We start from the raw sequence: 13,929 nt of genomic DNA on the forward strand, positions 1-13,929 counted from the left end.
CATCAGGGAAGGACCGTTCATGCTCCAAAGCCTCGCCAAACCCATCGCCCTCGCCACCCTTGTCGCCGGCGCGCTCGACATCGTCTTCGCCGCCGGGCTCACCCTCTATTACGGCCGCCCGGTGGCCGGGATGCTGCGCTTCGTCGCCTCCGGTCCCGTTCCGTCCGCGACCGAATGGGGCGCCGCCGGCGCCGCCTTGGGCCTCGCCGTCCACTTCGCGCTGATGGCCGCGATGGCCGCCGCCTACATGCTCGCCGCCGCGCGGCTGCCGTCGCTCGCCGACCGGCCGCTCATATGGGGCGTCGCCTACGGCCTCCTCACCTATGCGGTCATGAACCTGATCGTCGTGCCTTTGCGCTTCCCCGCCGCCTTTCCGCCCTCGCCGGTCTCGGTCGGCACCCAGCTCTTCGCCCATGTCGCGCTGGTCGGCCTGCCCATCGCGCTGATCGCCGCGCGCCATTTCGGGGGCCGCGTCCATCCGGCCTGACCGCGCGCCGCAAATCGGCTAATATGCGCGCCGGAGGAGTAAGGCCGATGACCACCGGCTATTCCGGCACGCCGCTGGCGCGCAAGCTGTCGCTGAAGGACGGGCTGCGCGTCTGGTGGGAGGATATGCCCTCCTCCGTCCGCGCCGAGATCGAGGAGCATGGCTACGAGCTCGTCCATCTCGTCTGGCCCGAGCCGCCGATCGAGGCCGGCCACATCTTCGTGAGCTGGCGCAGCGACCTGGAAACGGCGCTCGCCCGCCTGCGCCCGCTCCTCGCCTCGGACGGCTTCCTGTGGGTGAGCTGGCCGAAGCAGGCGGCGAAGCGCCCCGGCGACGTCACCGAGGACGCGATTCGCGAACTAGCGCTGCCGCTGGGCTTGATCGACGTGAAGGTCTGCGCGGTGGACGACATCTGGTCCGGCCTCAAGCTGATGATCCGCAAGGAATTGCGCGGGAATTGATCGTAACTATTGCGAACGTGTCGCATTATCGCTAGCTCGGCTCCATGATCGTCTGCGTCTGCAACGCGATTCGCGAAACCGAGGTGCGCCAGGCGGCGCGCGAGGGCGCGTCCTGCCCGACCAGCGCCTATCGCTGCTACGGCCGCAAGCCGCGCTGCGGCCAATGCTTCACCTTCGCGCGCGAGATCATCGACTCCGAACGCACCGCCGCCTGACGGCCGGCTGTTCCGCCTATCGAAAATGACTCGCGCTCGCGCCGCGCATCCCGGAATCGCGCGTCATCTACGAACGCGAACGCTTAGCAATATCGCGTAATTTTTCGCGGTTTTCCGCCATTTTTTGGTGCTTTTTAAGCCTTTGCGCGTTACACTGCGCGCGATCATCCATTGGAGGCTCACCCATGAAGGGCGACGAAAAGGTCATCGAGTTCCTGAACGAGACGCTCAAGAACGAGCTGACCGCGATCAACCAATATTGGCTGCATTACCGGATGCTCGACAATTGGGGCGTGAAGCGGCTCGCCGAGTACGAGCGGCACGAATCGATCGACGAGATGAAGCATGCCGACACGCTCGCCGAGCGCATCCTGTTCCTCGACGGCCTGCCCAATTTCCAGCTCCTCGGGCGCCTGCGCATCGGCGAGAATGTCGAGGAGATACTGAAGGCCGATCTCGATCTCGAGCACGAGGCGCGCGAGCAGCTGCGCGGCGCCGTCGCCCATTGCGAGAAGGTGCGCGACTATGTCAGCCGCGAGATATTCGAGCGCATCCTGGAAAGCGAGGAGGCGCATATCGACTTCCTCGAGACCCAGCTCGACATGATCGCGCGGATGGGTTTGCAGAACTATATCCAGCTGCAGAGCAAGCCGGCGGAGGACTGAACGGGGCGGATGGGCTCGGTTAATCGCCGTCCACACTAAGTCTGAAATTCAACTCCGGGTACCATAGCGTTCACCGGTCACCGCCGCGGGCTGGATAGTGGCCGGAACCGCACAAATGATAAACCGGGCCGGGGCAATAAGCGTAGATCTAGAAGACCTTGCGGAGGGTAACGCTGAGCAGCCTGCCAATGGGGTCGAGATAGGCGGGTTGATAGCTGAGCGGCGTTGATCCGATGGAGTCCCGAACCTGGAGGCGGCTGTCGAACAGGTTGGTGATGCCGAAGGTCAGTCGCAATCCCCTGAGCCATTGAGGTGCATTGGCGCCCCCGAAACGGTCCTGGAGGTTCGCGAAAAGGTTGATGTTCACAATGGCGAGATCGGAGAAGAACAAGTCGTTCGTCGAGGCCCCGCCACCTCCGCTGAGGCTTATGCCGCTTTGCCAATTGAACTCGACACGAGCGCCGAGGCCGCCTTTATAGACGCCCGCTTGCACTTCGATCTCGTGACGGCGTGTGCCGCCGCGCAGATCGATGGCGGCGCCGTCAAGCAGGTCGAGCGTTGGGCCGTCGAAACTGGGGACGATCTCGTCCTGAAATCGCCAGGTGTGGAAGATGCTGACGAACAACCGGCTGGCAAGGTTCTCGAAGCGTCGGGCGAGAGCGCTGCCCGGTTGGACCATCGTGACCATGCCTGCGGGTCCAGTCGCCGCGCGCGCCTCCGCCTCGCTCGCGTAGGTGCGCACCGGGGCGGCGCGCATCCATGGCTCGATCGTCCCGAGTGGCCGGACGAAGCTGAATCCCCAGCGCAGGCGTTGCTGGCGGGCACTATCGAAGTTCAGCGGACGGGCGTCAATCTGCACGAGCCGGCCGTCGGCGGCACGCGTGAAGCGGTCCGGGAAAGCGGTTTCGAGCTGCGGCGTCAGCAGCGGGAAGGGGGCGATCGGGTCGTTAATACGGGTCGCGACATAATCCGCGCTAATGGTAAGGTCGGTGGCGTGGAGCGGCCGGACGGTGAGACCGAGCCTGAAGACCCGGCGCTCCTCCGATCGAAGGGCCGGGTTACCACCGGTGATCCGGGTGATGTCGACGACCTCGCGCCGGGCGAGGTCGAAAGTGCGCAGGTTGGCGGTCGCGAGCAGCGGCGCGCCCAACTGTTCGAGCGTCGGTGCCGCCTCTCCGGTCGTGAAGGAGGCGATGAGGTTGATGGCGGCGATCGGGGACCAGTTGAGGCCCACGCCATGACCGTACAGCGTGTCGTAGTCCGACAGCCTCGTCACCTCGACGTTGGCATTGATGGACAGATCGCCGAGCGCTGCCGCGCCACGACCGCCCGCGCGGGCAATCGGCAGGTTGAGACTCACCTGAACCGCGCTGCTATCGCGGGACATATCCGCCCGCCGGTCGACCCCCTTTCGCAACGAAACGCTGCTGTAATCCCACCGCTCGAAACTGCCGCGAACGATCGTCGAGAGCGGACCGGCAGGCAGACGCAGCGGTGCGCCGCTCAGCAGCAGGGTGGCGTTCGCGGAGGCATTAGCCGAGTGGGCCTGGTCCCGCATGTTGGCCGCTGCACCGCTATCCGTGACGATGTCGGTCGCCAAGTGATTATAGCGGCCCGTGAAGGTCCACAGCCAACGGCCAATCTGTCCGTGCAGGGCGGTTCCCAATTCCACGGTGCGGGTGCCGGAGTCTCGTGTCAACGCGTCGCTGCCGATCCTGCCCAGCAGCGACTGGAAGCCGCTCGCTTCGAACCGGCCGGTCAACGTCGTCGCCACCGTGTCGAACAGCGTGCCGCCAACCAGACCGCTCACGCTGAGCCGCTCGGTTTCGGGCAGCAAGGTGCGGAACCGGCCAGCGTCCAGCGTGGCGTCGAGCTGCGCCACGTCGCGATCGCTCTCCAACAGCGCGGACGACCGGTTATAGTCAAAGCCGAAGTCGAGCCGGGTGTTTCCCCTGATCGCGAAATAATTGGCCCGGACGCTTCCCGCCGCATAGCCGCCCGCAGCCGAGGCGATCGCACCAAGCTGGCCGAGGTAGGAACGAAACCGTTCGTAGGTGACGATGTTGACGACCTTCTGGTCCGGCCGATACCCATATTGGAGAGCCAGTTCTTCAGGGAAAACCTCGACTCGTTCGATCGCCTCGCTGGGGATTTCGGCGATTTCGGAAAAGCTCGACACACGCCGCCCGTTCAGCAAAGTCACCGGTCCGCTCCCCTCCCGCCCGCCATTGCTGCGCATCTGAGGGTTCAGCGCCTGTAGGAGCTCTCCGACATTACCGGCACCATAGGCGTTGATCTCGAGCGCGCTGAAGGTTCGCTCCGGCGGGATGTCGCCGGTAACGGAGCCGCGCGGCCGCTGGCCCTCGACAACTATGGCGCCGTCGCCGGTCGACCGTGCGGGACTGACCGGCGTGGCAGGACGGTCGGGCGGCGAATGGCTCCTCAGCCGCTCCTGCAATTCCCGCTGCAGCTCTGGCGGCACCGGATTGCCGTCGCGATCGAGAATGACAGGCGGTGGTGGGGTCGTCGGGACAGGCGGGACGCTTTGCGTATCCGCGGGCGGCTGGGGCTGGGCTAGAGCCGGGTGCAAGAAGGGCGCGAACATTGGAGCGCTGACCATCAACGCCGTGACCGCGCGCCGCCTGATTCGTCCGGAATGCGATCGCTCCTGCAGGATTCTTTCTGAGCGCATCTTACTGCGTCATCGCGAGCAGGGTTCGTTCGTACGAGTGGCTCGCTGACCGGACGGACCGCCGTACCCGGCGCCCGAAGCGATCCAGTTCTGGAAATCGCGGTCCAGCGCATCGATTCCGCGCGCCGCGTCGGCATAGCCGGTGCGGGCGAGCAGCCATGGTTCGACCGGCTCCCCGCGACGTACCACCGCAGCCAGATCGGCGATGATGGCGGCATTTTCGGTGCGCGCGACCAGGAATTCATAGAAGGCGGCGGCCATGGCATAGAAGCTCGCGGTCTCATCGGACGCCGGGTCAAATGCGGCACCGAGCCGGCCGTCTGTATCTGGTATCGATCCCGCCGCCATTTCCGGATGGACCATGTTGAGGAATCGGTGCAGCGGGATCAGCTTCCCTTCCTGCGCGACGTGTACGATCGAGCGACGCCGCAGCGAGCGCAGCGGCTCGCCTTCGAACGCGATCGCTGCCATCTCGTCGAGCCAGTCGGGCGCATCGCCGCCATATTGGCTGGAGCCTGTGCTGGGCACGAGATAGCGGATGAACAAGTCGTGCCCGATCTCGTGGCGCAGCAGGTAAGCGGGCGGGGGCTGCGAACGTCCATCGGCACTTTGCCTGAACGGCCAGACGTAGGTCGGGACGCCTTCGGATGAGCGTTCGCCGAAACGCCTCGGCGAGTCCTGCGCCTCGACGATGTCAAACCGCACATCGGCAAGCCCGAGCACGGTGCGCGCGGTCACATGGGCGGCTTCCCCTTCCACGATCGCAGCAGCGACATCGGCGGCATCGACCTGTACATGGCCGAACGATGTCGGCGTCCTCGACAACACCGAAGCGGGCGACCTCTCAGGATCAATCAGAGCGGCGAAGAGCAGAAATGGGACAACCGCGATGGTCGGCCACATCGATCAGGGCGCCCGCGCCGCGGAGAACGGCACAACGCCAACACCATCGACCGTGGCCGTGCCGGACAGGCTTCGACCGTCGGCATTAAGCTCCAGCGCGAAAATGATTCTAGGGCTGGAGACGAAGCTGAACGACACCGCGCGCCCGGATACCATCAACTCGGTCAGTGCGTGCCAATCGCGTCCGTCGCTGCGCATATAGCGTCCCGACCAGCGGCCGTTCTGATGAGAGAATTCGAACGTCCAGTATCTCTGAAGGAAGCTACCCCTCCATGCGCCGGTCCCAATGGTCTGCTCGGACGTATCGGCCGCGGCTGATGTGGTCGTTTCGGCTATCCCCGATTCACTCGGCGCCGAGACCAGAACCATGGCTATAGCCATAGCAGCCGTACTCGACATCACGAACATTGATCCTCCTCTGGCGAGCGCTCCGGCCCGGCCTGAAGCAGCCAAGTATGATCGAACTTGCATTGGGGTCGGCGCCTATTCCTGACGCCGCCCCAAGATCGACGATTAGCTCGGATTAGAGCACACCGCCTTGCGGAATGCAAAGGAGCCCCACAACCTGTTCACCGTCAATTTCGATGATGATGGGGATGCAGACCGACTGCTTGGTTTCCACCGAAGCAGGTGTCGCTTGAACAGCAGCCGGGGCAAGCGCGCAAAACAACGCGGCCAACACGATAGACGTGCGCCTCATAGTAATCTCTCCTGTTGTTTAACGTTACACGCGATGACTCATTATCATCACGCCAGCCTATATTGGTGATTAGGAGACCTAGTGTCAATAAAGATTAATCCTCCACGACATTATTGATAAATCACGATATATACCTTTCGTAAGGGAGAATTAAACATCAACTAATGAAATAATTTTATTCATTGACGGTTTCGGCCACGCTTTACTCGACGCTTAACATGGCGCTGATCACAGGGGATATGGCGCGGCGTAGCTGATGCCACACGGCGAACGGCCGCTTTCGAGCAATCTGAAACCGGCCGGCAACGTCGTGGATGGGCGCATAGCCGTCGCTATGCCGATTCACCGCCGAACCGGGCGCCATCTTCTCGCCCCGCTTGCAAAGTAGGATTTCCTCTGCCTTATCCTGCGCGATGGGCGCAGTCCGCTGCCGACTCGTCACGTTCCCGCCGCGCGCCATGGCCCGCCGGCGGGGCGGTGGTCGGGGCGCGGAAACGGACTTGCCCCTGTAGGGCGTCAACTTCGTCAACTTCGCCGGCGCGCACCGGGTGCGATATGGGTGAAGTTGCTGAATTTCGGGCTGGGGGGTTCGCCGGATGACTGAAGCCGTATCGCCTGCTGTGCAGCCCGCCGCGCCGGCCCTTGCCGCCGCCACGCCGTCCGATCGCATCGCCACGCTCGATATCCTGCGCGGCATCGCGATGGTGGCCGTCCTGGCGGTTGCCGCACCCGCAATCGCGGCCGACGCGCAATCGGGCGGGGCTTCGGATCGGCCGGCTGTCGTCGCACCGCTTCCCGTGGCGCCGCCGGCGCCGGACCAGGCGATGCGCCGCTACCCGGTCGGCGACATTGCCAACGCGGAGCTTGCGGTGCAGCGATCGGGGGCGATCATCAGCGGCCCCGACTGGTCCGATTTCGGAATCTACCCGGCCGCCGCCTTGCGTCGCAATCAGGAGGGCGCTGTGTCCTTCTGGCTGCTGCTGGACGCGGCCGGGCGGCCCGCTGCCTGCGGCATCCGTCAGTCTTCCGGTTTCGTCGAGCTCGATGACGGGACCTGCGATCTCGCCATGCGGATTCGCTTCCGCGCGGCCGACGGCGCGACGAACGCGATCTATCGCGCGCGCGTCACATGGATGCTGGCCGATCCCACGCTGATGCCCCTGGCCAGCTCAGCGTCGCGCTCACGTTGCGCGCCGGGCGGGTTACGGACTGCCAGCTCAGCGAGCACGGCAGCGTGCCTCCGGAATGGAGCCGGGCAGCGTGCCGGATCATCGCGGGGGATCCGGGATATTTCCTGGCCGACAACCGCGCGCGGGCCAGGCGCGCGACCGTCGCCATCACGCTGCGCCCGGCGGGAGACGCCACCGATTGGCCGCGGCCGGCGGGGCGTCTCGTCGCCTCGCGCCGGACCGAGTTCATGCTGGTGGAGGACGGCAACCCCGAGGAGTGCCGCGCGACCCGCGATGACGGTTTCGGCCGTCGCTCCTTCGACTATTCCGGCCCCTGCGGGCTGTTCCTGTCGCAAACCTGGCTCGACAGGGGCGCCGGGGAGCTCGATTCCGCACCGTCCGCGGTCGAGATCGACGTTTTTGCCGTGCCCTGAGGAGGCGGGCCGCGCACAACGCCATTGCCAGGATATGCAAATGGGATATCTGGAAGCGTGAAGACCGTTCGGGAGGGGGATGCCGAATGACCGACGCCGTTCAGACCGACGATCCGGGCCCGCTTTTCGCTCCCCCCGATCGCATCGCCACGCTGGATATCCTGCGCGGCGTCGCCGTGATGGGCATCCTGGCGATGAACATCGTCGCCTTCGCCATGCCCTTCCAGGCCTATATGAACCCGCTCGCCTACGGGCTGGAGAGCCAGGCCGATCTCGCCTCCTGGCTGGTCAGCTTCATCCTGATCGACGGCAAGATGCGCGGCTTCTTCTCCTTCATGTTCGGCGCCTCGACCCTGCTGGTCATCGAAAGCGCGCAGGCGTCGGGCGGCTCGCCGGCGCGCGCCCATTATGCGCGGATGGGCTGGCTGCTCGTCTTCGGCCTGCTCCATTTCTACCTGATCTGGTTCGGCGACATCCTCGCCGCCTACGCCTTGTGCGGCCTGATCCTCTATGCCTTCCGCAACCTGTCGGTGCGGGCGTTGGTGATCTGGGGCATCGTGCTGGTGATCCTGCAGATGCTGCTGATGGGCTTCGCTTCGTTCGGCATCGCGATGCTCGCCGCCGCCGCCGCGATGCCGGACGCGAGCGCGGAAACGCTCCGGTCGTGGCACGATCTGCAGCGCGATTTCGGCGGCACCGAGGAAGCGATAGCGACCAGCCTCGCGCTCTATCAGGGCGGCTATGCGGGCATTGTCACAGAGCGGTTGACCAACATGGCGGCCACGCCGTTCGTGAACACCCTGTTCTTCGGCCTCGAGACGCTGGGCTACATGGTCCTCGGCATGGCCGCATTCAAATCCGGGTTCTTCCGCGGCGCATGGGACGAGACTCGCTACCGCAAATGGGCCGTCACCGGCTTTGCCATCGGGCTGCCCGTCTATGCGCTGTTCGCCTGGGCTTTGCTCAGCGACGGCTTTTCGGTGCCGATGGTGTTCGCGATCTCGATGACCGCGACCGGCCTCGTCCGCCCGCTCATGGTAATGGCATTGGCCGCGCTGGTGATCCTGCTGACCCGCAAGGGCGGCGCGCTGACGGATCGCATCGCCGCCGCCGGCCGCGCCGCCTTCACCAATTATCTCGGCACGTCGATCCTGATGACGACGCTCTTCTACGGCTACGGCTTCGGCCTGTTCGGCCATCTCAGCCGGATCGAGCTGTGGATCCCGGTAATCGCGGTCTGGGCGCTGATGCTGCTCTGGTCGAAGCCCTGGCTCGATCGCTTCCGCTACGGCCCGTTCGAATGGCTGTGGCGCAGCCTGGCGCGCTGGCAGCTCCAGCCGATGCGCAAGGCTCAGTAGATGGCGGGGCCCGGCTCGGGCCGGCCGCGCCAGACGAGCAGGGCCTCGATCGGGGCGGCGCGAACGATCCGCGACACGTCGTTCTCGCGTCCGGCGTCGATTTCCGGCAGCGTATAGCCGTCCTGGGTGAAGCTGCGCCCGCGATAGCCGTGCCGGCGATCGCCCTCATAACGCACGCAGATCGTCTCGTCCTCGGTGGCGAGAATGGTCATGCGAAACAGCGCCGGCAGCAACTCGTCGTCTTCACCTTCCGGAGAATCGGGGATTTCGTAGAGAATCGCCTGGTCGAGATTGCTGTAGCAGGCCGCGTCCCGGCGCCGCTCGACCCGGGATCGGGCGGCGAAGACATAGCGTGCGGACAAGTGGACGAAATCGACCTGCCCGCCCGGCAGCAGCGCGGCTTCGCGGCCATAGGTGTCTGCGATCCGCCAGTGACGCGGGACATATTCGCCGATCGGCCGGTCGGTGAGGATGCTGACGCTGTCGTCGGCGACGGAACTGGTCAGGAAATAATAATTGTCCGCGCCCATCGCGCGGAGGTCCGCATCGGGATCCACGCCGCCGACGTCCCAGCCTTCCACCCGTTCGCCCCGCCGCAGCATCAGCGCGCGCATTTCCGCGATCGCTGCCTGGAATTCCGCCAGCAGCTCCGCCTCGGTGGCCTCCTGCGCGACGACGGGCATGGCGACGACCGGCGCAATTACGAGCGCGGCGGCGAGAAGCAGGATGCGAAGACCGGGCATGGGCATAGCTAGGCGGGTCGCGACGGGCGAGGCAAATGGAATCTGGGGCTCAGAGCCGACCGAAATCCTGATTGCTCGCCGCGCGCCCGAAGGGCCGGCGGCGCTGAGCGAGCGGGTTTGTCTCGCGCTCCAGCAACTCGATCGTGCGCAGATAGAGCGGCCGCAGCTTCGCCACTTCGGGGACGATATGGTCTGGGAAGAGATGCGATTCGAGCGCGCGGCGCGCTGCCACCTCGATCTCCTCGGCGAGCATGCCCAGCTGTTCGGCGCCGAACTGGCGCGCTTCGGACTTCATCGTATGCGCAGGCAGGACCAGCGCGGCGACATTGCGCTCGTGCATCGCCTCCTCGATCCGTCCGACGGCCTTTTCGCCGTCCTCGCGAAAATAGCTGAGGATGCGCACGAAATTGGCGCCAAGCTCGGCGCGCGTACGTTGAAATTCCGTCCAGACGACGAGCTGTGCGGCAGCGTTTTCCAACGCGGTAAGTCCTTCCTGGTCCAACCCCGCCGTGATTCTAGCGCGCGCCAAGTAAATATGCGGTTGATGAAAATCAGTTTTTGAAACCGGCGCGGTCGAAGGGGTTGCGCGATGCGCGAACCTGGAGCCGTACCGGCACCGCGCCGAAGTCGAGCTCGCGGCGGATGCCGTTGACCAGGTAGCGCAGATAGGAATCGGGAAGTTGATCGACCCGCGTGCCGAACAGCACGAAACTGGGCGGGCGGGTGTTCACCTGGGTGATGTACCTTAGCTTGATCCGCTTGCCGCCCGGCGCGGGTGGCGGATTCTTCTCCACCGCGCTCTCGAACCAGCGGTTGAGCTGACCGGTCGAAACGCGCCGCGACCAGACCTCCCGCACTTCGAACGCGGCAGTTAGCAGCTGGTCGATGCCCTTGCCGGTCTTGCCCGACACGGTGAGCAAGGGCACGCCGCGCGCCTGCGAAAGCCCCTCGTCGAGCGCCGCCTTGATGCCGTTGAACAAGGCGCTGGCATTTTCCGCTACGTCCCATTTGTTGATCGCGACGATCAGCGCGCGGCCTTCCTGCAGCACATTGTCGGCGATCCGCAAATCCTGTGCCTCGAGCCCCCGCGTTCCATCCAGCAACAGCACGACGACCTCGGCGAAATCGACCGCGCGCCGCGCATCGGCGACGGACAGCTTCTCCAGCTTGTCCTCGACCTTCGCCTTCTTGCGCATGCCGGCGGTGTCGATCAGACGGACGGGGCGTCTTACCCCTTCCCTGTCCGCCCAGTCCCAGTCGATCGCGATCGAATCGCGGGTGATGCCGGCTTCCGGCCCGGTGATCAGCCGGTCCTGGCCCAGCATCCGGTTGATGAGAGTTGACTTGCCGGCATTGGGCCGTCCGACGATGGCGAGCTTCAGTGGTCCCTCGCCATCCTCTTCGTCCTCATCCGCGACCACGTCGCGCTCGACATGCGGGCGCAGCTGCTCGAACAGATCGACGACGCCCTCGCCATGCTCGGCGCTGATCGCGATCGGATCGCCCAGCCCCAGCGCATAGGCCTCAAACATGCCCGCCTCCGCGGCACGCCCCTCGGCCTTGTTGGCGGCGAGGATCACCGACGTCGATTCCGATCGCAGCCAGCGGGCGATTTCCTCATCCAGCGGTGTGACGCCGGCTCGCCCGTCGATCAGGAACAGTGCGGCATCCGCTTCGCGCACTGCGGCGATGGTCTGCGCGCGCATCCGCCCCGGCAGCGTTTCGGGGTCCTCGTCCTCATAACCGGCCGTGTCGATCACCCGGAATTCGAGACCGAGCAAAGTGGCGTCGCCCTCGCGCCGGTCGCGGGTCACGCCCGGCCGGTCGTCGACGAGCGCAAGCTTCTTGCCAACCAGCCGGTTGAACAAGGTGGACTTGCCGACGTTCGGACGTCCGACGATCGCGACGATGGGGAGTCTGGCCATAAGGCCAGCCGCCCTGCCCGCTTACCTCCAGGCGGTCAACCGCCCGCTGTCGTCCAGCAGGTAGAGCGTGTTGTTCGCCACCACCGGCGGGAGCGAGAAGCTGGTACGCGCATCGCTGATCGACAGGATCGATCCGTCGCGCGGCGAGACATAGGCGATTTGCCCTTGCGAACTCACCAGCACGAGCCGGTTGCCGGCGAGGACCGGGCCCCGCCAGAAGATCGGATCCTGCCCCGGCCGCACCCGAATCTGTCCGGTGGTGCGATCGGGACGCTCATCGCGCCGCTCCGGCCGGCGGAAAGCCGGAAGCTGCGCGATCCAGCGGATGCGGCCGGAGGCGCGGGCGACGGCGATCAGCTGGGCGCGATCGGTGACCACGAACACCCACTCGCCTGCCACCCAGGGGGTCGAGATGCCGGCGATGTTGAGCTCCCAGGCGCGCTGGCCGGTGATGAGCTCCACGGCGACCATGCGACCGCCCTGCCCGACCGCGAAGACGCGGCCATTGTCGATCACGGGATCGGCGTCGATGTCGGAAAGCTGGCCGACCTGGGTGGAAACGCCGGTACGGGCCAACGCATCCTGCCACACCACCTGGCCGTTCTCGTAGCGATAGGCGGTCAGCTCGCCGGACGAGAAGCCGGCGACGACCGTGCTCTGCGCGAAAGCGGGCGCGGCGGTGCCGAACACCCCGGCCAGCTCGAACGAGGCCGCCCCGCTCCAGCGCGTCGCGCCGGTATCGGGATTGAGCGCGTAAAGCTGATTGTCCTGGCTGATCGCATAGATCGCATCGGCAGCGATGGTCGGCGCGCCGCGCAGCGGACCGCCGGGCTTGGTCAGCCAGACCACTTCACCGTTGGCGGCGTTAAGCGCGGCGGCATCGCCCGCGCCGTTGGTCGCGTAGACGCGGCCATCTTCCGTCGATACGGCGACGCCGCCCCCGAACAGCGTTTCGCGCGGGCTGTTCTCGCCGCGCACCTGGCGCTCCCAGATCACGGCGCCGGTATCGGCGTTGAAGGCGCGCACCGTGGCCCGCGTGTCGATCGTATAGACCCGCCCGCCGGCGACGACCGGTTCGGCGGCGAGGCGGGCGCGGTTGCTGCCGCCCTCGCCGATGCTGACGCTCCAGGCCTGGCTCGGCGAATCGCCCAGCGCGACGTGGATCATGACCTTCTCGGCATTGCCGCCGGGCTGCGGCCAGTCAGGATTGGCGACCGCCATCGGCACGGTGACCGGAATGTCGGCCAGCGCCGGATCGGCCTCCACCTGCCCTTCGCGGCCGAGCACCGGGATGCGCTCGCCGACCGTCGGCGTGACGGGGCCGCGAGAATTGCCGCGGTTCAGGACGTTGCAACCGGCGAGCAGGCTCAGCGCGGTCAGCGCGAAAACGATACGCTTCATTCGGCAGATTCCCTGGCTGCGGGGGCGGCGGACGCCGCCTGATTCGCGCCCGCGTCCGCGCCGTCCGGCTCGTCGAGGGCATTGACGCCGAGCGACCCGGCCATCTGGATCGCACGGGTGCGGATCGACGGCGGAACGGCCTCGTCGCGGCCGATCTGGCCGAAAAGCTGGCCGGCAAGATCGGCGCGATTCATCTTGAGATGGGCGATGCCGACCAGCTCGCCGGCGCTGCCGAACCAGGGTTCGCCGGCACGGGCGAGCGGCCCGAGGCGTTGGATCACGGCCTGTGGCTGAAGCGTATCGAATTCGAGCGCGGTCTGCCGCACCAGGGCGGCGTTGCGATAGGTTTCGTCCAGCCCCTGATCCTCGGCGATGCTGCGCAACGTCGCGATCGCGGCCACATTGTTGTTGGCCTGCAATTCGGCATTTGCCCGCGCGAACAGGGCGGCGGCGCGATAGCCGGGGATGCGGCTCTCGGCGAGTTCGGCGATCTTGGGTTGTGCGTTGGCGGCACCGCCGCTTTCCAGTGCGTCGAGCGCTTCGAGCAGCGTCTCGCCCTGCGCGGAAGCGGCCTCCGCCTGGCGATGCTGCCACCACAGCCAGCCGCCGATCGAACCCAGCACGAGCACGACCGCAGCGATGATCGCCCATCCATAGCGCGCCACGAAAGTGTTTATCCGCTCCTTGCGCAGCTCCTCGTCGACTTCGCGCAGGAACACATCGCCATCGCTCGGCTTGATCGCCAATCTATATCTCCAAACTCATCGGGTGCCGTG

At 65.9% G+C, this 13,929-nt stretch carries 15 protein-coding genes; 6 read left to right on the forward strand and 9 right to left on the reverse strand.

The features are described 5' to 3' along the window. The 4 genes from KF780_00005 to bfr form a co-directional block, all read left to right on the forward strand. Positions 1-487: hypothetical protein (locus KF780_00005; protein MBX3560172.1), on the forward strand; the 487-nt coding region annotated here is incomplete at its 5' end. 47 nt (positions 488-534) lie between these two features. Next, positions 535-948, forward strand: coding sequence for a DUF3052 family protein (locus KF780_00010; protein ID MBX3560173.1), 414 nt, complete (start codon positions 535-537; stop codon positions 946-948). Positions 949-992: 44 nt separating this feature from the next. Next, positions 993-1,163, forward strand: coding sequence for a (2Fe-2S)-binding protein (locus KF780_00015; protein ID MBX3560174.1), 171 nt, complete (start codon positions 993-995; stop codon positions 1,161-1,163). Between the two features lie 185 nt (positions 1,164-1,348). Next, entirely contained in the window at positions 1,349-1,828 is a 480-nt protein-coding gene (gene bfr, locus KF780_00020) for a bacterioferritin (GenBank protein ID MBX3560175.1), read from the forward strand. Positions 1,829-1,976: 148 nt separating this feature from the next. Here bfr and KF780_00025 read toward each other — a convergent pair whose 3' ends face one another. The 4 genes from KF780_00025 to KF780_00040 all read right to left on the reverse strand — a co-directional run bounded on the left by KF780_00025 (position 1,977) and on the right by KF780_00040 (position 6,123). After that, a complete protein-coding gene (locus tag KF780_00025) occupies positions 1,977-4,433 on the reverse strand; it encodes a TonB-dependent receptor (GenBank protein MBX3560176.1) in 2,457 nt (818 codons plus the stop codon). 96 nt (positions 4,434-4,529) lie between these two features. Beyond that, positions 4,530-5,423, reverse strand: coding sequence for a hypothetical protein (locus tag KF780_00030; protein ID MBX3560177.1), 894 nt, complete (start codon positions 5,421-5,423; stop codon positions 4,530-4,532). A 3-nt stretch (positions 5,424-5,426) separates the two neighbouring features. Next, a complete protein-coding gene (locus KF780_00035; protein MBX3560178.1) occupies positions 5,427-5,831 on the reverse strand; it encodes a hypothetical protein in 405 nt (134 codons plus the stop codon). Between the two features lie 115 nt (positions 5,832-5,946). Further along, entirely contained in the window at positions 5,947-6,123 is a 177-nt protein-coding gene (locus KF780_00040; GenBank protein MBX3560179.1) for a hypothetical protein, read from the reverse strand. Between the two features lie 596 nt (positions 6,124-6,719). On the opposite strand from KF780_00040, the gene KF780_00045 reads away from it, so the two are divergent. Next, positions 6,720-7,787, forward strand: coding sequence for an energy transducer TonB (locus KF780_00045; protein MBX3560180.1), 1,068 nt, complete (start codon positions 6,720-6,722; stop codon positions 7,785-7,787). 25 nt (positions 7,788-7,812) lie between these two features. After that, a complete protein-coding gene (locus KF780_00050) occupies positions 7,813-9,084 on the forward strand; it encodes a DUF418 domain-containing protein (protein MBX3560181.1) in 1,272 nt (423 codons plus the stop codon). Here the strand turns inward: KF780_00050 and KF780_00055 are convergent. The 5 genes from KF780_00055 to KF780_00075 form a co-directional block, all read right to left on the reverse strand. Next, a complete protein-coding gene (locus KF780_00055) occupies positions 9,078-9,827 on the reverse strand; it encodes a hypothetical protein (protein ID MBX3560182.1) in 750 nt (249 codons plus the stop codon). The genes KF780_00050 and KF780_00055 overlap by 7 nt on opposite strands. A 49-nt stretch (positions 9,828-9,876) precedes the next feature. Beyond that, on the reverse strand, positions 9,877-10,305 hold the full coding sequence (locus tag KF780_00060; GenBank protein ID MBX3560183.1) for an Hpt domain-containing protein: 429 nt from the start codon (positions 10,303-10,305) through the stop codon (positions 9,877-9,879). 73 nt (positions 10,306-10,378) lie between these two features. Next, the gene (gene der / locus KF780_00065; GenBank protein ID MBX3560184.1) at positions 10,379-11,752 is read right to left on the reverse strand and encodes a ribosome biogenesis GTPase Der; all 1,374 of its coding nucleotides are present in this window, start codon (positions 11,750-11,752) and stop codon (positions 10,379-10,381) included. A gap of 21 nt (positions 11,753-11,773) precedes the next feature. After that, positions 11,774-13,153: a PQQ-binding-like beta-propeller repeat protein gene (locus tag KF780_00070; GenBank protein ID MBX3560185.1), complete on the reverse strand. Its 1,380-nt coding sequence runs from the start codon at positions 13,151-13,153 to the stop codon at positions 11,774-11,776. Continuing rightward, positions 13,150-13,899 carry a tetratricopeptide repeat protein gene (locus KF780_00075; GenBank protein ID MBX3560186.1) on the reverse strand — a complete coding sequence of 250 codons (750 nt, stop codon included), beginning with the start codon at positions 13,897-13,899 and terminating at the stop codon, positions 13,150-13,152. The genes KF780_00070 and KF780_00075 overlap by 4 nt, the downstream gene beginning before the upstream one ends. Between the last annotated feature and the right edge of the window lie 30 nt (positions 13,900-13,929).

This window comes from Sphingomonas sp. (genome assembly GCA_019635535.1).
Taxonomy (GTDB): domain Bacteria; phylum Pseudomonadota; class Alphaproteobacteria; order Sphingomonadales; family Sphingomonadaceae; genus Allosphingosinicella.

Bases quoted from the DNA above. Each gene is read 5' to 3' on its own strand.
- KF780_00010 (MBX3560173.1), top strand. From the start codon at position 535: ATGACCACCGGCTATTCCGGCACGCCGCTGGCGCGCAAGCTGTCGCTG.
- KF780_00015 (MBX3560174.1), top strand. From the start codon at position 993: ATGATCGTCTGCGTCTGCAACGCGATTCGCGAAACCGAGGTGCGCCAG.
- bfr (MBX3560175.1), top strand. From the start codon at position 1,349: ATGAAGGGCGACGAAAAGGTCATCGAGTTCCTGAACGAGACGCTCAAG.
- KF780_00025 (MBX3560176.1), bottom strand. From the start codon at position 4,433: ATGTTCGCGCCCTTCTTGCACCCGGCTCTAGCCCAGCCCCAGCCGCCC.
- KF780_00030 (MBX3560177.1), bottom strand. From the start codon at position 5,423: ATGTGGCCGACCATCGCGGTTGTCCCATTTCTGCTCTTCGCCGCTCTG.
- KF780_00035 (MBX3560178.1), bottom strand. From the start codon at position 5,831: ATGTTCGTGATGTCGAGTACGGCTGCTATGGCTATAGCCATGGTTCTG.
- KF780_00040 (MBX3560179.1), bottom strand. From the start codon at position 6,123: ATGAGGCGCACGTCTATCGTGTTGGCCGCGTTGTTTTGCGCGCTTGCC.
- KF780_00045 (MBX3560180.1), top strand. From the start codon at position 6,720: ATGACTGAAGCCGTATCGCCTGCTGTGCAGCCCGCCGCGCCGGCCCTT.
- KF780_00050 (MBX3560181.1), top strand. From the start codon at position 7,813: ATGACCGACGCCGTTCAGACCGACGATCCGGGCCCGCTTTTCGCTCCC.
- KF780_00055 (MBX3560182.1), bottom strand. From the start codon at position 9,827: ATGCCCGGTCTTCGCATCCTGCTTCTCGCCGCCGCGCTCGTAATTGCG.
- der (MBX3560184.1), bottom strand. From the start codon at position 11,752: ATGGCCAGACTCCCCATCGTCGCGATCGTCGGACGTCCGAACGTCGGC.
- KF780_00070 (MBX3560185.1), bottom strand. From the start codon at position 13,153: ATGAAGCGTATCGTTTTCGCGCTGACCGCGCTGAGCCTGCTCGCCGGT.